Genomic DNA, 22,732 nt, shown 5'->3' with positions numbered 1-22,732 from the left:
AATGCGCTGCCTGGCCCTTGCGTCCGGCCAGCCCCGCGAAGATACGGTTGAAGACGCCCATGCAACTTCATCGGATGAAGTGATTGTAGAGTGTCTGTGCGGGCCGTGTTCGGCAGGCGCATCGCGCCAGCGAAGGCTATTGCGGATGACGTGGACGATGCCGCTGACGACCTGGTGCTCATCGACCCGCGGCACGCCATAGGAGAGCGGAAAGCAGGGCGCGATCCGCTGGATCTGCGCCTTCGTCAGCCAGAACAGGTCAGCCGCGGCGGCACGCCCGTCCAACAGAAATCACAGCAGGGTCAAAGCGCAGGAGGCTCGTTAATAGGTTCTGCGCCTGGCCTTCATCGGTGCCTTCCTGCTGTGGGAGGCGGCCTGCCGGAGCTTCTCCATCCGGCCCTTCCAGCTCGTCGCGGTGTTGGAGCAGCTCTTCGTCCTCTGCTCCAGCACCAGCAACAACGCTCTCGCCGACTCCTGGGAGACAAAGTCATGGCCCGGACAGGAGCCGGTGCCGTGCTGATCCGCGGCGCCCTGGGCGCCAAGATGGTCGATACCTCGGGCATGCGCCGGACCCCGGGGCTGCTGCTGGCCGCGGCTCCTGAATCGGCGGCAACCGCGCCGTCACCAACAAGAAGTTCACGGCCCAGATCACCGCCGCCGGGATGGTGCCAAAGGGCTGTTCGCGCGGCTGGAACCGGCGGTGAACAGCTTCCGCCCCGCGCTGGCGCGCTAGCCGCTACCACCAGCGGCGCTACCTCTGCGAAGCCACGGACTAAGGCGGGGAGAGAACCCTGGCATGCCTTGGCATGAGCAGGCGCCATACCGGACCGCAGAGGCCGGGAATGCGGCCACGACCGGCTTGGCGCAGAACCGCTGAAGCGGTCGAGGATGCCTTCCGAGAGGCCGAAGCTCAGCCCCGACTCTTGACGAAGGGATTGGAGCGGCGCTCCTCGCCGAAGGTGGAGCCCGGACCATGGCCGCAGAGGAAGCGGATCTCGTCGCCGAGCGGCAGCAACTTGTCCTGGATGGCCGCGATCAGCGCCGCGTGATCCCCATAGGGAAAGTCGGTCCGCCCGACGGAGCCGCGGAAGATCACGTCTCCCACCAGGGCAACCTGCAGGGAAGTGGAGACGAAAGCCACATGGCCAGGGGTGTGGCCGGGGCAGTGCAGTACCGCGAAGTCCTGTCCGGCGATGCAGACTGTCTCGCCCTCGGCCAGCCACCTGTCGGGGGTCACGTTCTCCAGCCCCTCGATGTCGAAGCGCGCACCCTGATCGGCCAGGCTTTCCAGGAGGAAGGCATCGCGGCGGTCCGGCCCCTCGACGGGCACAGCCTCGCCCTGCCGCGCCTCCAGCTCGCGCTTCAGCGCGGCGGCACCGCCGGCGTGGTCCAAGTGCCCGTGGGTGAGAAGGATGCGGTCCACCTTGCACCTTGCCTTGTCCAATGCGGCGAGGATGCGTGGCACGTCGCCGCCTGGATCAATCACCGTGCCACGTCCGCTCTCCGTGTCCCAGATCAGGGCGCAGTTCTGCTGGAAGGGCGTGACCGGGATCTGGGCGGCTTGGAGCTGAGGCATGGCACCGGCCTGCCATATCAAGCCGGGAGGGTCAATCGGCGCGATAACGTCCTGTTCACAATGAGCTTAGCGCTCCTGCTGCGGACCCGTCCGGCATTCCCTGACCGGCTAAAGCGAACTATGGATGGCGTCTTTCTAGCCTGGCGAGTTCCGATGCCTCTCCATCAAGCCGCAACGATCTACTCCGCGACTGATGCTCTTGACACCCTTGGAGACCGCCTGGACCGAGCGGTATTAGAGGCGACAACAAAGATCAAGGAATTGCAGGCTGCTGTCACGGAGCAGGCCCGGCGGGCTGAAGCCATGGAACAGCATGTTGCGGATCTGGAGCGGCAACTCGCCGTCGCCACGGCCAAGCTGGCTGTGGAGATGATGCACTCAGCGGGTCTGGAGGCGCAGGCGTCCCATCTCATGGCCGTCGCCATCGAACCTGGCGTGCCGGCCCTGGCGGAATTGATTGAAGAGAGGAACCTCGGCGGGAAGCCGAAGAGCCGCTTGTCGCAGATCTACGAAACCGCTTTTGACACCAAAGCCGCCGAACTCGGTATTGAGGATCCTGCCCGGTTCCGGTTGAGCTGACGGCGGGTATGACATTGCGGCGCCGGTGCGAAGAGGTTCTTTGGAGGGCCTGGGGGGAGGGCTTGGCGAGGCTCTGTCAGAGCAAGAACACCGGTCCCATGTTCCAGGCATGGTGAAGGGCGAGGCGGCCGGCTTCTTACGACTGATGCGCTGTTTCCGATCCGCGACGCTTCCAGTTTCACCGTGAGCGCAATACGCGTGTCGGCAGTGGCGCACGGCGGGTGTGACGCGGCCATATGAGGAGGCAGCCTCGCTCTCCCCGGCTGCCACAGGTCACTTCATGAACTCCGCAACCTGGCCCAGGCTGTGCCGTGCCGCCGTAGGACGTGTGGCTCCGGCACAGTCCTGCCCCGTGAGAGCAGCGTGCCTAACGCCCAGAACCCGTCAAGGCCGGCGCCTTCTCCGCCGTATCATGCTGCGCAGCAGCCGCCATGTGGCGTGCCGCGATCCAGCCGAAGGTCAGCGCCGGGCCCAGGGTAATGCCACCGCCGGGGTAGTTGCCGCCCATGATGCTGGCCATATCGTTGCCCGCCGCGTAGAGGCCGGGCACGGGCTCGCCTTCCGCGTCCAGCACCTGCGCATGGCCGTTGGAGCGCAGCCCGGCGAAGGTGCCGAGATCCCCCACCACCACTTCCACGGCATAGAAGGGGCCTTCGGCAATCGGCGCCAGGCAGGGGTTCGGCTGGAACTCCGGGTCGCCATTGAAGCGGTTATAGGCGGTGGAGCCCTTGCCGAAGGCGCGGTCCTCGCCGGAGGCCACATCAGCGTTCCACCCGGCAATGGTTTCCTCCAGCCCCTTGGCGTCGATGCCGGTGTTGCGCGCCAGCTCGGCCACCGTCAGGCCCGTCCTGAGATAGCCCGAGCGGATATGCGGCCCGACCGGCACGGGGAAGGGCTTCACGAAGCCCAGGCCGAAGCGGCTCAGGAAGGGCTTGTCCACCACCAGGAAGGCGCGCACCGGCTCCCCGGCCGGGGTGGCGGCGAATAGCGCCTGGATGAAGTCGTGGTAGGAATTCGCCTCGTTCACGAAGCGCCGGCCATCCTGCCGCACCGCGATCAGCCCGGGCTTCGCGCGGTCGATGAAGTGCGGGAAGACACCGTGACTGCCATCCTTGCGCGGCACGCGGGAGACCGGCACCCAGGCGGCAGCATTGGGGTAGCCCTGTTCCACCGCCGCGCCCACGCCCTCGCCCAGCCGCAGCCCGTCGCCGGTATTGCCGGCCGGGGCAGGGGAGAAGTGGCCGCTATTGTCCCGGTCATGCGGGAACATCGCGCGGCGGCGCTCCTTGTCCTGCGGGAAGCCGCCGGCGGCCAGCACGACGCCACGGCGGGTGCGGACCCGCACCTCCCTGCCGCCATGCCGCACGAAGGCGCCGCGCACCGCGCGGCCCTCCTTTTCCAGCCGGATGGCGGGCGCTTCGGTCCAGACCTGCACGCCACGGTCCAGCGCGCTGCGGAACAGGCGGGCGGCCAGGGCATTGCCGTTGGTCAGCAGCATGCCCCGCCCGTTGAAGGCCAGGTCCCGCATGTGCGAGGCCAGCCGTCCCGCGACATAGGCGGCGGAGGCGACCGAGCGCGTGACGTTGAAGAAGTGCTTCAACTCCGGCCCCGAGCCGATCATCAGCCCGACGAAGGTCAGTTCCGGCAGCGGCGGGCGCAGCCGGCCCAGCTCCCGCCCCAGCCCCTGCGCGCGATAAGCCTGCGCCTTGATGGAACGGCCGCCGGAACGGCCGCCCGGCGCTGTGGGATGGTAGTCGGAGAAGGCGGAAGCGGCCTCGAACTGCAGCGCCGTCTCCCGGTGGAAGAACTCCACGGCCTGCGGACCGGCTTCCAGGAAGGCATCGACGGCTTCGGCGTTGAAGTGGTTGCCCGCCTCGTGCCGGAGGTAGGTTCGCGCGGCCTCGGCCGTATCCTCGATGCCGTCCTGGCGGGAGACCGGGTTGTTCGGCACCCAGAGGAAGCCGCCGGAGACCGCCGTGGTGCCGCCGACATAAGGCTCCTTCTCCGCCACGATGACCGAGAGGCCCCGGGCCGCCGCGGCCACCGCCGCCGAAAGCCCGCCCGCGCCTGAGCCGACCACCAGAACGTCGCATTCCACCGTGTCGGTCATGCCGTTTCCTTTCGTTGTTCGGCGCCATCCGAGACGGCGCGGCGGCGTGCCCGCAGCACGTCGCCCATCTGCTGTTCCCGCTTCGCCAGCCAGATGCCGTGCCGTTCCGGCCAGTCCGCGTAATCATCGGGAATGCCAAGCTGCTCTGCCGCGCGGCGCGTCCAGTAGGGGTCTCGCAGCGCCTCCCGCGCGATGGCGATGAGGTCGGCCTGCCCGGCCTGGAGCAGCGCCTCGGCCTGCGGGCCGTCCACGATCATGCCGATCGCCTGGGGCGCCGCCCCGGCGCCGCGCCGGATGGCCTCGGCGAAGCCGGCCTGAAAGCCCAGCCCGCGTGGCACAGTGATGCGCCGCGTTTCCTCGGTCAGCCCGCCGGAGGAGACATCGACCACATCGACGCCGCATTCCTCCTCCGCCGCGTGCTGGCACATGGGCGAGATGACGACGCGATTGCGCAGCCGCAGGCCACGGAGCGTGAGCGGCGAGAGGAGGAGGGGGCGCCGCGTCATGGCAGGACCGGGTGCACCTCGACCAGAAAGGTCGTGATTTCCGCGATGAAGTCCAGTGCGTGCAGCTGCGATACCTCGGCCGCGGGGGAGGAGAAGGAGGCCTGCAGGTCCGCGACATTGCGAAACCACAGCTCCACCACGCCGTCCACCGGCAGGGCGTCGTATTCGGTTGAGCCGTCCGCCTGACGCGCGACGACGAGGTTCTGCGTATAGCCGGCGACGGTGGGAAACTTGCTGACGGCCTCGGCATGGAAGCCGAACCATTCCTCGCGGAAGCGGGCGGCATCGATATCCGGGCGGCGGCGCAGCAGTGACATGCGCTTGATCAGCGGCCCCTCCGCGACCGGCACCACCGGGTTGGGCCGGGTGACGAGGATGCCGCGGAGGATGGCGAAGCGGTCGTTATCCGGGCCGACCGGCGCCATGGCCGGGGAGGAGGCGGCGGCTTCCATGGCGGCGAGGTCGTCGAAGACGAGCTGCGAGATGCCGTCCAGATCCATCCCGCCGCGCGCATGGTCGATGGCGAGTTGGGAACGGTCGGTGACGAGGTTCTGCCGGTAGGCGCGCAGCCCCGGCAGCCGCGCCGCCAGGGGGCCATGCACCTCCCGCCAGTAGCGGCGGAACTCATCCGGAGTGGTGTCGCGGCGGCGGTTCAGCAGGCCCATGCGAATGATCATGGCGCTTAGACCGCCAGGTAGCCGCCATCGACCACCAGCGTGCTGCCGGTGACGTAGCTGGACATGTCGGATGCCAGAAAGACGACGGGGCCGACCAACTCCTCCGGCTCGCCGTAGCGGCGCATGGGGATGCGGGCCAGGAAGCGCTCGGATCGCTCAGCGTTCAGCCGCGTCGCCTCGGTCATGCGGGTAGCGAAGGTGCCGGGGGCGATGGCGTTCACACGCACGCCGTCCGGCGCCAGCTCCTGCGCCAGGGCGCCGGTCAGGGCGCGCACGCCGGCCTTGGAGACGGGATAGCTGACGGAGGTGTTGGTGGAGACAAAGGAGGCAATGGAACCGATATTGATCACGCGCCCCTTGCTGCGGCGCAGGGCGGCCAGGAAGGCACGGGTGACATTCAGGGTGCCGCGCAGGTTCACGTCCATGGCCGCGTCCCAGGCACGGTCCAGCGCGTCGTCATCCACCGTGTGGCGCGGGCAGATGCCGGCATTGTTCACGAGGACGGAGAGATCGCCCAGCTCGGCCGTCACGCGTCCGGCCAGCGCGCGGCAGGCCTCGATATCCGTGACGTCGAGCGGATAGGAGAAACCCGCCCCACCCTGCGCCACGATGCGCGCGGCGGTCTCGGCGGCCAGGCCGGCATCGAGGTCCGTGGCGATGACCCGCGCCCCGTGCTGCGCGAGGCCTAGCGCCATGGCGGCGCCATTGCCCTGGCCTGCACCGGTGAGGAGCGCGAGTTGTCCTGACAGGAGCATGCTCAACCATTCCTTCCCATGCCGCTGGGCATTCACGCGCGCCCTGCTGGCCACCGGACCCGGCGAGGGGAACGGTGTCTTCGCGAGAGGATCATATGACGAAGTCGTTCGCAAGGAACAAAAAATGGCGCGGTGGTAGTTTTGCTCGTTGCGTAGGGTTTCGGCGACGCATAGCCTGACGTCAGAACCGGGCACGCAACGACCCGGCTGGTTCATCGGGAAGGGGGCGCGCCAGTTCGTGCCGCTTCGGCATGCTTCCTTTCCTGGCCATCAATTTCGCCGAGGCGAAGGCCGTAAGGCGAGACAGGAGGAAGCAATGCGTTACCGACCCACCCGTCGTGACCTCGGGCGTGGCGCCCTGGCCACGCTGCTGGCCGCCCCGGCGCTGTCCGGGCGCGCTGCCGCACAGACACAGCCGGTCAAGCTGGGCTTCAACGGGGATCTGGCGGCCTCACCATCCGCCCAGTCCGGCCGCGCCGCCGTGGTGGGCATCGAGGCGGCGATCGAGGACCTGAACAAGGAAGGCGGCGTGCTGGGCCGGCCGCTCGCCCTCGTCATCCGCGATGACCTGTCGCAGCCACCCAAATCCATCCAGAACATGAGCGACCTGATCGACAACGAGAAGGTCGTGGCCGTGCTGGGGCCGACGAATTCCGGCAACGCCCTGGCCTGGCGGCACATCCCGAACCAGAAGCGCATCCCGGTGATGGGCTGCATCGGCTCGGCCACAGACATCACCAGGCCGATGAAGGAAGGCGCGGACAACTACATGTTCCGTGTCGGCAGCGTGGACCGCACCCAGGTCGTCACGATCATGGGTTATGCGAAGAAGAACCCGCGCACCGGCAAGATCGGCTTCCTGACCGAGACCACCGGCTATGGCCAAGGCGGGCTGAAGGATTTGCAGGACGTGGCGGCGGCGCAAGGGATGACAGCGGTCGCCAGCGAGAAGTTCAATGTCAACGACACCGACATGACCTCACAGCTGTCCAAGCTGCGCTCAGCGGGGGTGGAGACGGCGCTGGTCTGGGCGCAGGGCACGCCGATCGGCCAGATCATGCGCAGCATGGAGAAGATCAACTACTTCCCGACCGTGCTGACGAGCTGGGCGGCCGATAACCTCAGCTTCATCAATGCCGCCGGCCCGCAGCTGGCGGAAAAGCCGGTCTTCCTCCGCACCGTCTCGGAAGACCGCACAGCTTTCCAGCAGGCTTTCTTCGACCGCATCCGGCCGAAGATCGACGCGGATTCCGCCTTCTCCTTCGCGGTGCACGGCTATGACGGCACCATGCTGCTGGCGCGTGCCATGCAGCAGGCGGGCCGCACCGATGGCCCCGCCGTGCGGGAAGCGCTGGAGGACCTGCGGGAGACGTTGCACGGCTACGCCAAGACCTATGAGAAGCCCTTCAGCAAGACCGAGCACGAGGCGCTGACCGCCGCCGACCAGCGCTGGACCTGCTGGCGCGGCGGCAAGCTGGCCGCCTATAGCGACGATGTCGTGCGCGGCCTGCAGCCCGAGGACTTCAAGGGCTGATCCACCCGGCCCCGCGGGCCGCGCGGGGCCGGGACTTCCCCTGGCCAGGAGAATTCTGCCGTGTTGGCAACCCTGCTGCAGGCCCTGGTGAGCGGACTGGCGATCGGCGGCGTCTATGCACTGATCGCGCTCAGCTTCAGCATCACCTTCACCACCACCCGCACGCTGAACTTCGCCCAGGGCGAATTCATCGGCGTGGGCGCCTTCCTCGGCGTCACCGTGCTTTACCTGATCCAGGCGGGGGAAGAGGGCGGCAGCTTCGCGGCGCTGGCGCCGGCGGCCTCGGAGGGGCTGCGCTACCCGGCGGCGGCCGTGGCCGTCGGCGCGGCGCTCGGCGCGCTCGGGCTGCTGCTGTTCCTGGCGGCCATCCGGCCCTTCGCCGGCAAGCCCGGCATGTCCTGGGTGATGAGCACGATCGGCTTCGGCATCATCCTCCAATCCCTTGGCCTGGCAGTCTGGGGCCCTGCGCCGGTCAACATGCCATCCCCCTTCGGGGACGATGTCATCCGCCTGGGCGGCGCCGGCGTGCGGCCGCAGGAAGTGGCGGTGCTGGTGGTGGCGGTGCTGCTGATGCTGGCGCTGGATGTCACCATGCGCCGCACCCGTCTGGGCAAGGCGATGCGCGCCGTGGCCTTCGATCCCAATGTGGCAGCGCTGATGGGCATCAACGTCACCGCTATCATGCTGGGCGCCTTCGCACTCTCCTCTGCCCTCGCGGGCGTGGGCGGCGTGCTGGTGGCGCCCATTGCCTCGGCCTCGCTCTTCATGGGCATGGGCATCGCGCTGAAGGCCTTCTCCGGCGCCATCCTGGGCGGGCTGGACAATCCGCGCGGCTGCATCTTCGGCGGCTTCGCGCTGGGCCTGCTGGAATCCGGCGTGGCGCTCTGGCAGGCGCAGTGGCGCGAGATCGCCGTGTTCCTTCTCATCATCCTCGTGCTGGCCGTCCGTCCCAACGGGATCTTTGGCCGGCGCGCGCTGGACAAGGTGTGACGCTCATGCGCCATGCTCTGCTCTCCATCGCCATTGCCGGGCTGACCGCCCTGGCCGCCGGCTTCATCGAAAACGACTTCTACCTGCGCATCCTGTTCAATATCGGCATCTACTTCCTCTGCGCCGCCGGCATGAACGTGCTGCTGGGCTTCGCAGGGCAGAAGTCGCTGGGCCAGGCAGGGCTTTTCGCCGCCGGGGCCTATGGCGCGGCGCTGCTCACCACCTCCTCGCTCGACCTCGGGCCCTGGCTGGCGCTGGCGCTCTCTGTCGTCATCGCGGCAGGGTGCGGCGTGCTGATCGCGGCGCCCTCGCTCCGCGTGCGGGGGCCGAGCCTGGCGATGGTGACGCTGGCCTTCGGCATCGTCGCGGAGAAGCTGGTGACGGAAGCGGAGGTCTTCGGCGGCGCCATGGGCATCTATGCCATCAAGCCGCTGACCTTCGCTGGCGCGCCGCTGGAGATGGTGCAATGGGTCTGGCTGGTCGCGGCGCTTGGCCTGGTGCTGCAACTGCTGCTGCACAACCTGCTGACCGGGCGCTATGGCCGCGCCTTCCTGTCGCTGCAGGCGGATGAGGTGGCCTCCGCCGCCGTGGGCGTCCCGGTGCACCGGACCAAGGTGCTGGCCTTCGTCATAGCCGCCGCCACCTGCGGGCTGGCGGGCGCGCTGGTGGCGCAGCAGAATCAATACATCAATTCCGACTTCATCACCTTCCACCTGTCCATCTTCATCCTGCTGCTGGTGCTGTTCGGCGGCGCGGGCTCCTTCGCCGGCCCGATCCTGGGCGCGGTGACACTCACCGTCGTCAGCGCCCTGGTCGCGCGCTGGGCCTGGATCGAGCATTTCGTGCAGGGCGCGCTGCTGCTCTTCGCGCTCTATGTCATGCCCAAGGGACTGGCGGGCGTGCTGGACGGCCTGTTCCGCCGTGGTGGCCGCACCGAGGCCGCCCGGCGCGCTGGCACCCCCAGCGCCCATGCCGTGCTGCCCCGGCGGCCGGACCGGCCCGGCGCGGAGGCGCCGCTGCTGGAAGCCCTGGGGCTGAACAAGGCCTATGGCGGCGTCCGCCCGGCGCGCGACGTGTCCCTGCGGCTGCGCACGGGGCATATCCACGCGTTGATCGGCCCCAATGGCGCCGGCAAGAGCACGCTGATCAACATGCTCTCCGGCGTGGTGCGTGCGGATAGCGGCAGCGTCACCTTCCGCGGGCAATCCATCCTGCGCGCGGCGCCGCATGCCATCTGCGGGCATGGCATCGCCCGCACCTTCCAGAACCTGCGGCTGTTCCGGGAGCTTTCGGTTCGGGACAATGCGCTGCTGGGCCAGCACGCGCGCATGCGGAACGGCTTCCTGCCTTCCCTGCTCGGCCTGCCGCTGTCCTGGCGAGAGGAGCGGGCGGCGGCGGCGCGGGTGGAGGAGATCCTGCGCTTCCTCGGCCTGTCGGAGCTGGCCGACCAGCCGGCCGGCTCGCTGCCCTATGGCTTGCAGCGCCGGGTGGAGCTGGCCCGTGCGCTGGCGACCGAGCCGCACCTGCTGCTGCTGGACGAACCGGCGGCGGGGCTGAATCCGCAGGAGACGGCGGAACTCGGCCAGCTCCTGCTGCGCATCCGCGAGCAGGGCATCACCATGCTTCTGGTGGAGCATCACATGGACCTCGTCATGGCCATCTCCGACCATGTGATCGTGCTGGACTATGGCGCGGTCATCGCCGAAGGCACGCCAGCCCAGGTGCAGGCCGACCCACGCGTGATGGCGGCCTATCTGGGCACGGAGGAGGCCTGCGGCCCGGCCGGGGCCGAGCCGCGGCTGGCGGTGGGGGCATGAGCGCGATGCTGGACGTGGAAGGCGCCTGCGTCGCCTATGGACCCATCCAGGCCGTGACCGAGGTCTCCATCCGGGTGGAGCAGGGGCAGGTGGTCGCCATCGTCGGCGCCAATGGCGCGGGCAAGACCACGCTGATGAAAGCCATCGCCGGCATCCTGCCGCTTTCCGGCGGCCGCGTCCGGCTGGAAGGGCGGGACATCACCACCATGCCGCCGCACCGCCGGGTGACGGCGGGGCTGGCGCTCTCCCCGGAGGGGCGGCAGGTCTTCCCGGACCAGAACGTGCGGGACAACCTGGAGCTGGGCGCCTGGTCCCGCGACCTCTCGCCCGCCGATATGGCGGCGGCGGTGGAGGAACAATATGCTCTCTTCCCCCGCCTGCGGGAGCGGTGCGACCAGATGGCGGTGACGCTCTCGGGCGGCGAGCAGCAGATGCTGGCCATCGCCCGCGCGCTGATGAGCAAGCCGCGCGTGCTGCTGCTGGACGAGCCTTCGCTCGGCCTGGCGCCCCTGGTGATCCGGGAGATCTTCACCATCATCCGCAACCTGCGGGCCCAGGGCATCACGGTGCTGCTGGTGGAGCAGATGGCGAACCTGGCCCTCGGCATCGCCGACCAGGCCTATGTGCTGGAAACCGGCCGCGTCACCTTGTCCGGGACCGGCGCGGCGCTGCTGCAGCATCCGCAGGTGCGCGCGGCCTACCTCGGCGCGGGGCACTGACCGGCTCCGCCGGCCTTTCGCTGCGGTAGCCCAGCTCAGCCGAAAGCCGCCGCGCCAGCGCCACCACGGCGGCGGTCTGCCGGCTGTCCGGCCCACAGTCCAGCACGCCGGCATTGCCGATGGCGGTGACGGCCAGCTGCATCTGTTCCATGTGGTCGAAGACCGGGGCGCTGACGGCATTGATGCCCGGCACCGGCACGCCTTCCGTGGTGGCATAGCCCAGCGTGCGGATGGCGGCGATATCGTGCTCCAGCCGCGCCTCGGAGGTCGCGCGCCCGATCTTGCGGTTGGTGCCGCCGACGCCGCGCAGTTCTTCGGCCAGCAGCGGCTGCACCTGCGCCCGCGGCAGGAAGGCGGCGAAGAGCTGCCCAGTGGCCGTGCCGGTGATGGTATAGACGGAGCCTGCCCGCAGGTTCACATGGATGGCCTGGCTGGCCTCCTGCACCTGGATGATGGTCGGCCCATGCGTGCCCCAGACAGCCAGCGTGACCATCAGCCCCATCTCGGCGGCGAATTCGGCGGCCGCCTTGCTGGCCATGCGCAGCGGGTCGGCGCTGCGCATCCGCGCCAGCCCGACCTCCAGCGCGAAGGGGCCGAGGGAATAGCGGCCGCTCGCCTCGTCCTGCTCCACCAGCCGCAGCTTGCGGAAGCTGAGCAGATAGGCATGCGCCTGGGCGGGTGTCAGCTGCGCCGCCTGGGCAAGATCGCGCAGCATGGCGGGTTGCCCGATCCTCACCAGGGCTTCCAGCAGCCGGCCACCGACTTCGACCGACTGCACACCCCGCCCCGAAACCATCACCTCGCCTCCACGCGACCCGGGGGGCCGCTGGTCACTGCCGGCATGCCCCATGGCCGCAGTATCGCCGCAACGGCCGGGTGCGTGAAGGGAGAGGGTCTGCGGCCTCAGTCGAGCACGATGCCGCGCTCCTTGATCAGCGGCACCCAGACCGCGCGCTCGGCCTCGATCAGCGTCTTGAACTCGTCCGGGCCGCCGGTCAGCGGCTCCAGCCCGATGCCGCGCATCTTATCCGTCACCGCGCTGTCCTGCAGCGCCCGTGCCAGCTCCGCCGTCAGCCGGTCCGCGATGGCGGCCGGCGTGCGCGCGGGCACCACCATGCCCTGCCAGGCATAGGCCTCGAAGCGGCCGATGCCGAGGGCCTCCTGGATGGTGGGCACCTCCGGCAGGCCGGGGTGGCGCGTGGCGGAGCAGATGGCCAGCGGCTTCACCCGCCCGGAGCGGAGATATTCGAGGCCGGAGGGCAGGTCGAGAACCATCGCCTCCAAGGTTCCCGCCAGCAGGTCGTTCAGCGCCGGGGCGGCCCCGCGATAGGGCACGTGGCTGAAGCGAACGCCGGCCTCCTTCGCGAGCCGCTCCATCGTCAGGTGGTGCGGCGAGCCAACGCCAGGGGAGCCGTAGTCGATCTCCCCCGGCTTCGCCTTGGCGGCATCGACCATGGCCTGGGCGCTGGTGAAGGGCGAGTTCTGCTTGACGGTCAGCACCAGGTGGAAGCGCGCCATCAACCCGACGGGGCGGAAATCCCGTTGCGGATCATAAGGCAGGTCGCGGAACAGCGCGGGGTTGAACACCAGCGTGCCGTTGTCGGCGCTGAACAGAGTATAGCCGTCCGGCGGGGACTTCGCCGCGGCTTCCGCGCCGATATTGGTGGCGGCGCCCGGGCGGTTATCCACCACCACAGGCTGCCCCAGCCGGGGCGAGAGGCTCGCGGCGATCATGCGCGCCAGCGTGTCCGTGCCGCCGCCAGCGGCATAGGCCACGATCCATTTCAGCGCATGATCGGGGAACGGCTGCTGCTGCGCGAAGGCGCCGCGCCAGGGCAGCAGGGCCGCGAGTCCGGCGGCAAGGGCCGCGCGGCGTGGAGGGCAAGCATTGGTCAAGGCGTTTTCTCCCGATGATTGACGGAAGGGGCCGAAACTTTGCGCCGGCTTCGCCCGCCGTCGTGTTCATGTGTACGCCCTCAGACAGGGCTGGCCCAGGAGCCAGGCCTTCATCCCGGCGCCAGGGCGGCCGCCGTCGGGAGCCTGCCTCCAGGCGCAGCCCCGGCCGGCCTTGCCGGCGCGGGGACAGCACATGCCGCCGTTAGCGCTCCAGTTCGGCGGACTTCATCTCCGTGCCGTGCTCCAGCGCGCGCCACATCTCCACGTCGCGCTCGGCGGTCCAGATGCGCGGCGTATCGATGCCCTTCGCCTCGTCATAGGCGCGGCTGACATCGAAGGGCATGCAGTGCTCGAAGATCACCCAGTGCCCGTATTTCGGCTGCAGCTTGGCCATGGCCTCGCCATAGACCTGCTTCAGCGAGGCACCCTTCGCCACGCCGTCCCTGGCGATGGCGAAGAGATCCGAGGTGAAGTTGATCGTGCCCTGGATTCCCTCCTCCACCTCGGCCGCGTTCATCAGGCTACGGCCACGGCCGGGCACCAGGCGCTCCGGCTTCAGCGCGCGGATGGCTTCCAGCGTGGCCGGCCAGTCGGCGAAATGGGCATCGCCGCAATACGGCGTCGCGCCGAATTCCACGGTATCGCCCGCGAACAGCACCTTCTCCTTCGGCAGCCAGACCACCGTATCGCCGGCAGTGTGGGAGCGGCCGATATGGATGATCTGCACCTCCCGCTGGCCCATCCACAGCGTCATCTTCCTGTGGAAGGTGATGTGCGGCCAGGTGAGGCCGGGGATGCTCTCCTTGCCGCGGAACAGGCGCGGGAAGCGGCCGATCTCGCTGTCCATGTCCTGCTGCCCGCGCTCGACGATCATGTCGCGCGTGACGTCGGAGGCGATGATCTGCGCGCCCTCATAGGCGGAAGCGCCGAGCACGCGCACGGCGTGGTAATGGCTCAGCACGACATGCCTGACCGGCTTGTCCGTGACCTGGCGGATACGGCCGATCACGTCCCGCGCCATGTCCGGCGTGGCCTGGGCGTCGAGCACCAGCACGCTGTCATCGCCGACCACGATGCCGGAATTCGGGTCGCCTTCCGCCGTGTAGCCATAGAGGCCCGGGCCGAGCTCCTCGAACGAGACCTTCTTCTCGGCGAGGTCCTTTGTGCTGGCGAAACCTGACATGATCGTATTCCTTTTGCAGAAACTCAGCGAGGCAGCTTCAGGCCACCGTTTGCAGGATGCGGTCCCGGCCGGCCGGGACGACGCCCTCCCTTGCCCTGGACATGGCTTGGCGGAGCACAGCGGCATCGCCGATGTGGTTGGCCAGCAGCAGGATCAGCTTCGCATTGACCAGCCGGCTCTGGTCCGCCGCCAGGTCGAGATGCAGATTCACCAGCGCCTCGTAGAAATCATCGGGCGCGGCGATGTTGAGGTCGGTGTTGAGCATGGCGTCCTCACGCATGGCCGGTGGCACGGGCCAGCGCCTGTCGCAGCTGGTCCTGGTCGAAATGCCGCCAGCGGGCACAGACATGGTGATCAGGGCGCAGCAGGTAGAAGGTGCCGGGGCGCGCGTCATAACGCTGCGCCAGAAGCCCCTCGGCATCCTCCAGCACCGGCAGGCCATCGGTCCGGCCTGGCCGCAGGCCCTGTGGCTCCACCAGCACCAGCCGCACCGGCAGGCTGCCGGCCGTGAGGCCGCGCAGGGTCTCCAGCCGCACCGGGTTCATCTCGCTGCCATCGCTGAAATAGAGGCCGATGAACTGGCCGGTGCCGAGCTTGGAGAGGAACCAGCCCTCGCCATCACCGTCGCGCACCGGCGCATCGGCGGCGGGGGCTCCGGGCACCAGCGCGCCGGCGAAACTGTCATTCCCGCCATCCGGCGTGTTCAACGCGCTATCGCGGTAGATGCTGGGCACCGAGAGCCGGCCGCTGTTCACCAGCCGGCGGGCGAAGCCGCAATCCCGCGCCAGTTCCAGCGTGGCGTCGCGGAAGGCGCGGCTCGCCTCGTTCTTCGGTGTGATGAAATCGGTGCTGCGGGTGGAATGGCGGATGTTCTCGTCAGCGGCGAAGGCGCGCTCGATGTCGTAGCTGTCCAGCAAGGATTCCGGCGCGCGTCCCTCCACCACCAGGCGCAGCTTCCAAGCCAGGTTCTCGGCGTCCTGCACGCCGCCATTGGCGCCGCGGGCACCAAAGGGTGAGACGCCATGCGCGCTGTCCCCCGCGAAGAGCACGCGGCCATGCCGGAAGCGCTCCATGCGCAGGCAGGAGAAGGAATAAACGCTGACCCATTCCAGCTCGAAGCGCGTGTCCTTGCCCAGCAGTGCCTGCACGCGGGGAATGACGCGCTCCGGCTGCCGCTCGGCCACCGGGTCGGCGTCCCAGCCCAGCTGGAAGTCGATGCGCCAGACGCCATCGGGCTGCCGGTGCAGCAGCACGGACTGGTTGGGGTGGAAGGGCGGATCGAACCAGAACCAGCGCTCGGAGGGGAAATCCGCCTCCATCCGCACATCGGCGATCAGGAAACGGTCGCGGAACGTCTGTCCCTTGCTCTCCAGCCCCATGGCCTTGCGGATCGGACTGCGCGAGCCATCCGCCGCCACCAGCCAGTCGCAGCGCAGGTCATAGCTGCCCTCGGGCGTGGCGATATGCAGCGTGACGCCATCCGCTTCAGCCTCCAGCGCCTCCACCCGGTTCTTCCAGCGGATCTCCAGGTTGGGCAGCGTCAGCGCATGCTCCAGCAGGAAGCCTTCGACGTAATACTGCTGCAGGTTGATGAAGGCCGGGCGATGATGCCCGGCCTCTGGCAGAAGGTTGAAGCTGTAGACGGGGTCCTCGCGGAAGATGACCTTGCCCTGGTTCCAGGTGACGCCCTTGTCCACCATCCGCTGGCCGCAGCCCAGCCGGTCCCAGATCTCCAGCGTGCGCTTGGCGAAGCAGATGGCGCGGGAGCCGGTGGAGAGCCGGTCGTCGTCATCGAGCAGCAGGACAGGAACGCCCTGCTGCGCCAGGTCGACCGCCGCCGTCAAGCCGACGGGGCCGGCGCCCACCACCACCACGGGGTGATGCGCCGGCGCCGCCGCGTCCTGATCCGCCGACCGCGCGTAGTTCAGCACCAGGCTCTGGTAGTCCACCGTCGCTTCCGGGCCGATGTTCATGATTTCCTCCCCAGTCCACGTTCTTGCGGTGGATTTGGGTTATGGTGATTGCCCCGGGCCTGCCGGGGGCGATGTTACTCCGCGTCGGGCTGCTTGTCCGGTTCCGCCTCAGCGAAGGCGGGCAGGGCGGCGCAGGCCACTTCCGCCGCCATCAGCCGCGGCAGCCTGGAAAGGTCGCAGCCGAAGCGCCGGGCATTTCCGAGCTGCGGCACCAGGCAAAGATCCGCCAGGGTCGGGGCTGCACCGAAGCAGAAGGGGCCGGGCTGGCTGCGCAGCATGGCCTCGCAGGCTTCCAACCCGTCCTGAATGATCCAGCGTGCCCAGCCCGTGACCTCGGCCTCCGGCAGGCCCTGCTGCCGCAGCCGAGCCAGCACCTTCAGGTTCTGCACGGGGTGGATGTCGCAGGCGATGGCCAGGGAGAAGGCCCGCACCGCCGCCCGCTCGTCCCGCCCCGCCGGCAGCAGCGGCGGCTCCGGCCAGCCTTCCTCCAGCCACTCGCAGATGGCGAGCGACTGGGTCAGCACCGCGCCACTGTCGGTCTCCAGCGCCGGCACCAGCCCCTGCGGGTTCAGGGCCAGGTAGTCCGGCGCCCGCTGCCCGCCATGGCGCAGGTGGTGGAACACCTGCTCGGCCTGCAGCCCCTTCAGGTTCAGCGCGATGCGCACCCGCCAGGCGGCAGAGGAACGGAAATAGCCGTGCAGGCGCATCATGGTCATCCCGGCGCGGTGCTGGACATGTTGACTGGCCGCATGAGGGCATCTTCCTCCTCAGGCCGCGGGTAGGATGCGGGCACGGCATTCTCCGAAGCCGATGGAGGCGGCGCCCGGCCGCGCGGCGCGCGCGCGCAGGATCACCTCATCGCCATCCTCCAGGAAGCGGCGCGTCTCGCCGGAAGGCAGCTGGACCGGCTCCTTACCGGCGCGCGTGGTCTCCAGCAGGCTGCCGAAGCCGCTGGCATCGGGCGCCGAGACGGTGCCGGAGCCCAGCAGGTCGCCCGAGTTCAGGTCGCAGCCGCCGCTGGTGTGGTGCGCTACCATCTGCGCCACGGTCCAATACATGTGCCGGGTGTTGGACAGGGCGACGCGGTGCGGCGCCAGGCCCTTCTCGCGCATCGCCGACGTGGAGATCAGCACTTCCAGCACGAGGTCGAAGGCACCCCGGCGCTGGTCGGCCTCGTCCAGGAGGTAGGGCAGGGGGGCGGGGTCGCCTTGCGGCCGCGCGGGCTGGGCGATGCGGAAGGGCGCTAGCGCCTCCGGCGTCACCACCCAGGCGGAAATGGTGGAGCCGAAATTTTTCGCCAGGAAAGGCCCCAGCGGCTGATATTCCCAGGCCTGGATGTCGCGCGCGGACCAGTCGTTCAGCAGGCAGTAGCCGGCGATGTGGTCCTCGGCCTTGGCCACCGGCACCGGCTCGCCCAGTGCATTGCCGGGGCCGATCCAGATGCCCAGCTCCAGCTCGTAATCCAGCCGCTCGCAGGGCGCGAAGCGCGGCGTCTCGGCATCCGGCGCCTTCAGCTGGCCCCGGGGCCGCCGCAGATCGGTGCCGCTGACGCGGATGGAGGAGGCGCGGCCGTGATAGCCGATGGGTACGTATTTGTAGTTGGGCAGCAGCGGGTTGTCGGGCCGGAACACCTTGCCGACATTGGTGGCGTGATGGATGCCGACATAGAAGTCGGTGTAGTCGCCGATCCGCGCCGGAAGGTGCAGCGTGCAATCCGCCGCCGGATGCAGGCAGGCCTCGGCCTTCCGCTGGTCCGGGCTGCCGGCCGCGAGGATCTCGGAGAGCCGGGCCCGCAGCGCGCGGCGCGGACCGGCGCCGAGCGCCAGGAAGCCGTTCAGGCTCTCGCCCGAGGCGGCGCGGGCCGCCTCTGCCGCCGCGCCGGAGAAGAGCCCGGCGTCGAGGGCGGCGGCGAGATCGAGGATGCTGTCGCCGATGGCGACGCCCCCGCGCGGCGCCGCCCGGCCTGTCGGAGTGAAGATGCCGAAGGGCAGGTTCTGGATCGGGAAATCGGCATGCCCGTCCGCACCCCGCGCCCAGCTCCGCAGTGCGGGGTCGTGGGTGGCGTCGAGGGCGGGATGGGAGGGCGCCAGGCTGTCGCTCAAGGTTGTCGATCCTTACGGCCGCGAGGGGTCGAAGTGCTTGCGCAGCCCCAGGCCATAGGCGGCATAGTCCTTCTGGAACTGCGGGGCCTCGGCGGCGAAGCGGGTGACGCGCTGCGGGAAGCGGGTCTCGAACATGAAAGCCAGCGTGCCTTCCAGCTTGTGCGGCTTCAGCTCTGCGTTGCTGGCGCCTTCGAAGGCATTCATGTCCGGGCCATGGGGCAGCATGCAGTTGTGCAGGCTGAAGCCGCCGGGGACGAAGCCGCCGCCGGTCTTGGCATCGTAGACGCCATAGATCAGGCCCATGAACTCGCTCATGATGTTCATGTGGTACCAGGGCGGGCGGAAGGTATTCTCCGCCACCAGCCAGCGCTCGGGGAAGATGACGAAGTCGATATTGGCCGTGCCCGGCGTCTCGGACGGCGAGGTCAGCACGGTGAAGATCGACGGGTCGGTGTGATCGAACAGGATCGGCCCGACCGGCGAGTAGCGGCGCAGGTCGTATTTGTAGGGTGCGTAGTTGCCGTGCCACGCCACCACGTCCAGCGGCGAGTGCTGCAGCTCCGCCTGCCAGAGGTTGCCGCCCCACTTCACCGTCATGGTGGACGGCGCGTCGCGGTCCTCATAGGCGGCGACGGGGGTGAGGAAGTCGCGCGGATTGGCCAGGCAGTTGGCGCCGATCGGGCCGCGCTCCGGCAGGGTGAAGGCGCCCCCGTAGTTCTCGCAGAGATAGCCGCGCGCCGCCTGCCCGTTCCGCAGCTCCACCCGCAGCTTCACGCCGCGCGGGATGACCGCGATCTCGCCGGGCTCGAGGTCGATGATGCCGAACTCGGTCCAGAGCCGCAGGCAACCCTGCTGCGGCACGAACATCATCTCGGCATCGGCGTTGTAGAAATACTCGTCCCGCATGGAGCGGGTGATGAGATAGACATGCGAGCCCATGCCCGACTGCGCCCCGGCATCCCCCGCCGTGGTAACGGTGCGGATACCCTCCAGGAAGGACAGGCTCTCCTGCGGCAGCGGGATGGGGTCCCAGCGCAGCGGGGCCAATGGCATGTCCACCTCGGCGCAGGGCGCGGTGCGCCACAGCCCGGCATCGACCTTCCGGAACTGCCCCCAGTGCGTGACGGTGGGGCGGATGCGATAGAGCCAGGAACGCTCGTTGGTCGCGCGCGGCGCGGTGAAGGGGGAGCCGCTAAGCTGCTCCGCATAAAGCCCATAGGCGCATTTCTGCGGCGAGTTGCGGCCGATCGGCAGCGCGCCGGGCAGCGCCTCCGTCTCAAAGCCGTTGCCGAAGCCGGACAGGTAGCCGGTGCTGCCAGGTGGGGCTGCTTGCGCGGCGGCGGTGCCGGGCCCTACGGATACCTTCATCCTGTTGGTCCTCCCACGGGCCGCCGGACTGGTTCTCCGTCCCGTTGGCCTGTTCTATAACGTCTCATATGAGATGAAAAGCTGAAAGCATGTTCCGAAGCAAGTCCGCTGTCGAACCGCTGATCCTGCAGGATTTCCTGCCTTATCGCCTGTCCGTGGTGACGGAGGAGGTCAGTAGCCTCTTTGCCACACGCTACCAGGAGCGTTTCGGGCTCAGCATCCCGGAATGGCGCGTGGTGGCGGTGGTGGGGCAGCACGGGACACTGTCCACCCAGCAGGTGATCGAGCATACCGCCATGGACCGGGTGAGGGTCAGCCGGGCCGTGATCCGCCTGGCAGACAAGGCGCTGTTGGAGCGCCGGTCCCACCCGAAGGACCAGCGGGCACAGATCCTACAGCTCAGCCGCCAGGGACGCGCCGTCTACGGAGAGATCGTGCCCTTGGCGCGGGAGCTGCAAGCGGCACTGTCCGCGGCACTGACCGAAGCAGAGCAGCGGCAACTCGGCGTGATCCTGGACAAGATAGGTCGTCGCACCCGAAAGATCGCCCGTGCGGATAAGGAGCATTCGATGACAGGCGAAGAAGAGGCTTAGTTCTTCCCCGGGGCGCCGCTTGCCGTGATGCAAACGTGCCTTCTCGAAGCACCTGCAACCAGGAATTTTACATAACCTTCATTATGCGGGATAATGCGGCCCCCTGGTCCCTCCGGCCTCAGCGCCGTGCGCGCGGGCCCACGTCCTCCCGCGGCTCCAGGTGCCCGCCCAGCAGCGCGATCAGCGCATCGTCCAGCTCGGGGTCCACGCCGGAGCAGACGACGAGCGCCAGCGCGGGTTCGTCCCCCGCGTTCAGATAGGCGTGGCCCATGCTGCTATCGAGGTAGATGCCGTCGCCTTCCTCCAGCACATCCGGCGCGTAGAACTCGGTATGCACCATCACGCGGCCGCGCAGGACGTAGAAATATTCCTCTCCGTCATGGCGGATCAGCTCGCCGAACTCGGCCAGGCTGCGCGCCTCCAGTCGCGCCATGACCGGCAGCATGCGCTTCCGGGCCAGATCGGTGAACTGGTAGAGATATTCGTAGCACGGGGTCTGCACCCGCCGCCCCTGCCCGCCGCGGCTGATGCTGCGGCGCGCCATCACGGGGCGCGGCGCGGCGGGCAGGGTTCCGAAAAGGGCCGCGACGCTGATGCGCATCCCCTCGCTCAGTTGCAGCAGCTTGTCGTAGGTCAGCGACATCTGCCCGTTCTCCACCTTGGAGAGGGTCGAGATGGCAAGGCCGGAGCGGGCGCTGACCTCCTTCAGGGTCAGGTTCTGCGCCAGCCGCGCGGCCCGGAGGGACTCTCCCAGGGACGGACGGGGCGCCATTCCAGACCGGGCCATGTTGACGTCTCCACGCATTGCAATTCACTATCCGCTAAATTTTGACCCATCGTAAATCCCCTACCGGACCGGAGACGGACAGTTGAAGATCTTCATGGCGACCCTGGCGACGGAAACCAACACCTTCTCCCCCATCCCCACGGGCTGGGCCGGGTTCAAGGAGGGGCGGGTCTGGTACCGGGACGACGGCAGCCGGCATCCGCCGACCGTCGGCAATATCCCGCTGATCACCTGGCGCCGGCGCGGCGAGGCCGATGGGCATGAGCTGGTGGAAAGCCTCTGCACCTTCGCGCAGCCCGCCGGCACGACGCTCCGGCATGTCTACGAAGGCTTGCGGGACATGATGCTGGAGGACCTGCGGCGCGCCGGGCCGGTGGATGCCGTGCTGCTCTTCATGCACGGCGCCATGGTCGCGCATGGCTATGACGACTGCGAGGGCGACACCCTCGCGCATATCCGCGAGATCGTCGGGCCGAAGGCGAAGATCGGCATCGAGCTGGACCTGCATTGCCACCTGACGGAGCTGATGCGGACCAGCGCTGATGTCATCATCACCTTCAAGGAATACCCGCATACCGATATCGCGGAGCGGGCGGAGGAGCTGTACACCCTCTGCACCCGCGCCGCCGCCGGCGAGATCTCGCCCGTGATGGCCTATCATGACTGCCGGATGGTCAGCATGTGGCGCACGCCGGAGCAGCCGATGCGCGACTTCGTGGCGCGGATGGCGGCGCTGGAGGGGAAGGACGGCATCCTCTCCGTCTCCTTCGGCCATGGCTTCCCCTGGGGCGATGTCGAGGAAGTCGGCGCCAAGATGCTGGTGGTCGCCGATGGCGACATGGCGAAGGCGCAAGCCCTCGCCACCCGCCTGGGCGAGGAGGTCTGGGCGATGCGGGAGGCGACCGCCACCCGCCACGACACGATCGACGAGGGCATCGACCACGCCCTCTCCGGCAGCGGCGGCCCGATGGTGCTGGCGGATGTGGCGGATAATGCCGGCGGCGGCGCGCCGTCCGACAATACCGCCATCCTGCGCCGGCTGGTGGACCGTGGCGTCAGGGGCGCCGTCATCGGCTGCTTCTGGGACCCCATCGCCGTGCAGTTCTGCATGGAGGCGGGCGAAGGCGCGAGCTTCCTGCTGCGCGTCGGCGGCAAATGCGGCCCGGCCTCGGGCGATCCGGTGGACCTGATGGTGACGGTGCGGAAGCTGGACGCGGATTTCAGCCAGACCGGGCTCAGCGGCGGGCGCGCCAACTTCGGGCCCAGCGCCTGGATCTCGGCCGACGGCATCGACATCGTGCTCGTCACCAAGCGGCAGCAGACCTTCGCGCCGGATGCCTTCACCGGCCTCGGCATCACGCTGGAGGACAAGGCGGTGGTCGTGGTGAAATCCACGCAGCATTTCCACGCGGCTTTCGCCCCCGTGGCGCGGGAGATCCGCTATGTTTCCGCGCCCGGCGCCATTCCTCCGGAATTCGCTGAAATTCCCTTCACCAAGCGTACCCGCCCCTACTGGCCGCGCGTGGCAGACCCCTTCGCCCTCACCAACCAGGCCTGAGGACTTCCG

General features: G+C 68.7%; 21 protein-coding genes and 1 pseudogene. 7 read left to right on the top strand and 15 right to left on the bottom strand.

Annotation, left to right across the window (positions count from 1 at the left end; all coding sequences use genetic code 11):
• Positions 1 to 99 precede the first annotated feature (99 nt).
• Together IAI58_RS23560 and IAI58_RS20180 are read right to left on the bottom strand one after the other, a co-directional pair.
• A pseudogene (locus tag IAI58_RS23560) lies at positions 100 to 285 on the bottom strand (hypothetical protein); the annotation flags it as partial.
• A 625-nt stretch (positions 286 to 910) separates the two neighbouring features.
• Positions 911 to 1,576, bottom strand: a complete 666-nt coding sequence (locus IAI58_RS20180) for an MBL fold metallo-hydrolase (protein WP_207446276.1) — start codon at positions 1,574 to 1,576, stop codon at positions 911 to 913.
• 153 nt (positions 1,577 to 1,729) lie between these two features.
• Here IAI58_RS20180 and IAI58_RS20175 point away from each other — a divergent pair, with 153 nt between their 5' ends.
• The gene (locus IAI58_RS20175; protein WP_207446275.1) at positions 1,730 to 2,155 is read left to right on the top strand and encodes a hypothetical protein; all 426 of its coding nucleotides are present in this window, start codon (positions 1,730 to 1,732) and stop codon (positions 2,153 to 2,155) included.
• A gap of 367 nt (positions 2,156 to 2,522) precedes the next feature.
• Here the strand turns inward: IAI58_RS20175 and IAI58_RS20170 are convergent, their stop codons facing one another.
• The 4 genes from IAI58_RS20170 to IAI58_RS20155 are packed head-to-tail and all read right to left on the bottom strand — an operon-like array spanning position 2,523 to position 6,203.
• Positions 2,523 to 4,265 carry an FAD-dependent oxidoreductase gene (locus IAI58_RS20170; RefSeq protein WP_207446274.1) on the bottom strand — a complete coding sequence of 581 codons (1,743 nt, stop codon included), beginning with the start codon at positions 4,263 to 4,265 and terminating at the stop codon, positions 2,523 to 2,525.
• A complete protein-coding gene (locus tag IAI58_RS20165; protein WP_207446273.1) occupies positions 4,262 to 4,771 on the bottom strand; it encodes an oxidoreductase in 510 nt (169 codons plus the stop codon). The genes IAI58_RS20170 and IAI58_RS20165 overlap by 4 nt, the downstream gene beginning before the upstream one ends.
• Entirely contained in the window at positions 4,768 to 5,448 is a 681-nt protein-coding gene (locus tag IAI58_RS20160) for an EthD domain-containing protein (RefSeq protein WP_207446272.1), read from the bottom strand. The genes IAI58_RS20165 and IAI58_RS20160 overlap by 4 nt, the downstream gene beginning before the upstream one ends.
• A 5-nt stretch (positions 5,449 to 5,453) precedes the next feature.
• A complete protein-coding gene (locus IAI58_RS20155; RefSeq protein WP_207446270.1) occupies positions 5,454 to 6,203 on the bottom strand; it encodes an SDR family NAD(P)-dependent oxidoreductase in 750 nt (249 codons plus the stop codon).
• 316 nt (positions 6,204 to 6,519) lie between these two features.
• Between IAI58_RS20155 and IAI58_RS20150 the strand changes: the two genes are divergently transcribed.
• The 4 genes from IAI58_RS20150 to IAI58_RS20135 are packed head-to-tail and all read left to right on the top strand — an operon-like array spanning position 6,520 to position 11,263.
• On the top strand, positions 6,520 to 7,737 hold the full coding sequence (locus tag IAI58_RS20150) for an ABC transporter substrate-binding protein (RefSeq protein ID WP_207446269.1): 1,218 nt from the start codon (positions 6,520 to 6,522) through the stop codon (positions 7,735 to 7,737).
• 60 nt (positions 7,738 to 7,797) lie between these two features.
• Positions 7,798 to 8,727 (top strand): branched-chain amino acid ABC transporter permease, encoded by a 930-nt coding sequence (locus tag IAI58_RS20145; protein ID WP_207446268.1) that lies wholly within the window; start codon positions 7,798 to 7,800, stop codon positions 8,725 to 8,727.
• A 5-nt stretch (positions 8,728 to 8,732) separates the two neighbouring features.
• A complete protein-coding gene (locus IAI58_RS20140; RefSeq protein ID WP_207446267.1) occupies positions 8,733 to 10,544 on the top strand; it encodes a branched-chain amino acid ABC transporter ATP-binding protein/permease in 1,812 nt (603 codons plus the stop codon).
• Positions 10,545 to 10,549: 5 nt separating this feature from the next.
• Positions 10,550 to 11,263 (top strand): ABC transporter ATP-binding protein, encoded by a 714-nt coding sequence (locus IAI58_RS20135; RefSeq protein ID WP_208776287.1) that lies wholly within the window; start codon positions 10,550 to 10,552, stop codon positions 11,261 to 11,263.
• Here the strand turns inward: IAI58_RS20135 and IAI58_RS20130 are convergent.
• From IAI58_RS20130 to hmgA, 8 genes are all read right to left on the bottom strand, one after another.
• Positions 11,187 to 12,059: an IclR family transcriptional regulator gene (locus IAI58_RS20130; RefSeq protein WP_207446265.1), complete on the bottom strand. Its 873-nt coding sequence runs from the start codon at positions 12,057 to 12,059 to the stop codon at positions 11,187 to 11,189. The two genes, IAI58_RS20135 and IAI58_RS20130, sit on opposite strands and share 77 nt — an antisense overlap.
• Positions 12,060 to 12,166: 107 nt before the next feature.
• Positions 12,167 to 13,159, bottom strand: coding sequence for a Bug family tripartite tricarboxylate transporter substrate binding protein (locus tag IAI58_RS20125; protein ID WP_207446264.1), 993 nt, complete (start codon positions 13,157 to 13,159; stop codon positions 12,167 to 12,169).
• A 202-nt stretch (positions 13,160 to 13,361) separates the two neighbouring features.
• Entirely contained in the window at positions 13,362 to 14,342 is a 981-nt protein-coding gene (locus IAI58_RS20120; protein WP_207446263.1) for an MBL fold metallo-hydrolase, read from the bottom strand.
• A 37-nt stretch (positions 14,343 to 14,379) separates the two neighbouring features.
• Positions 14,380 to 14,607: a DUF2783 domain-containing protein gene (locus tag IAI58_RS20115; RefSeq protein WP_207446261.1), complete on the bottom strand. Its 228-nt coding sequence runs from the start codon at positions 14,605 to 14,607 to the stop codon at positions 14,380 to 14,382.
• 7 nt (positions 14,608 to 14,614) lie between these two features.
• Positions 14,615 to 16,315, bottom strand: coding sequence for an FAD-dependent oxidoreductase (locus tag IAI58_RS20110; RefSeq protein WP_207446259.1), 1,701 nt, complete (start codon positions 16,313 to 16,315; stop codon positions 14,615 to 14,617).
• Between the two features lie 74 nt (positions 16,316 to 16,389).
• Positions 16,390 to 17,022, bottom strand: a complete 633-nt coding sequence (gene maiA, locus IAI58_RS20105; RefSeq protein WP_207446439.1) for a maleylacetoacetate isomerase — start codon at positions 17,020 to 17,022, stop codon at positions 16,390 to 16,392.
• A gap of 60 nt (positions 17,023 to 17,082) precedes the next feature.
• Positions 17,083 to 18,417 (bottom strand): fumarylacetoacetase, encoded by a 1,335-nt coding sequence (gene fahA, locus IAI58_RS20100; RefSeq protein ID WP_237182328.1) that lies wholly within the window; start codon positions 18,415 to 18,417, stop codon positions 17,083 to 17,085.
• Between the two features lie 12 nt (positions 18,418 to 18,429).
• A complete protein-coding gene (gene hmgA / locus IAI58_RS20095) occupies positions 18,430 to 19,785 on the bottom strand; it encodes a homogentisate 1,2-dioxygenase (protein ID WP_207446257.1) in 1,356 nt (451 codons plus the stop codon).
• A gap of 89 nt (positions 19,786 to 19,874) precedes the next feature.
• On the opposite strand from hmgA, the gene IAI58_RS20090 reads away from it, so the two are divergent.
• Positions 19,875 to 20,378, top strand: a complete 504-nt coding sequence (locus tag IAI58_RS20090) for a MarR family winged helix-turn-helix transcriptional regulator (protein WP_207446255.1) — start codon at positions 19,875 to 19,877, stop codon at positions 20,376 to 20,378.
• A 118-nt stretch (positions 20,379 to 20,496) separates the two neighbouring features.
• Here the strand turns inward: IAI58_RS20090 and IAI58_RS20085 are convergent, their stop codons facing one another.
• Positions 20,497 to 21,165, bottom strand: a complete 669-nt coding sequence (locus IAI58_RS20085) for a helix-turn-helix domain-containing protein (protein ID WP_207446253.1) — start codon at positions 21,163 to 21,165, stop codon at positions 20,497 to 20,499.
• Positions 21,166 to 21,247: 82 nt separating this feature from the next.
• On the opposite strand from IAI58_RS20085, the gene IAI58_RS20080 reads away from it, so the two are divergent.
• Positions 21,248 to 22,723 (top strand): M81 family metallopeptidase, encoded by a 1,476-nt coding sequence (locus tag IAI58_RS20080; protein WP_208776255.1) that lies wholly within the window; start codon positions 21,248 to 21,250, stop codon positions 22,721 to 22,723.
• Positions 22,724 to 22,732 lie beyond the last annotated feature (9 nt).

Origin of the sequence: Roseomonas marmotae, from assembly GCF_017654485.1 — a bacterium.
In the GTDB taxonomy this organism is placed as follows: domain Bacteria; phylum Pseudomonadota; class Alphaproteobacteria; order Acetobacterales; family Acetobacteraceae; genus Pseudoroseomonas; species Pseudoroseomonas marmotae.
Note: the sequence above shows the minus strand (reverse complement) of the source record. Positions and strands in the feature narration are given on the sequence as shown.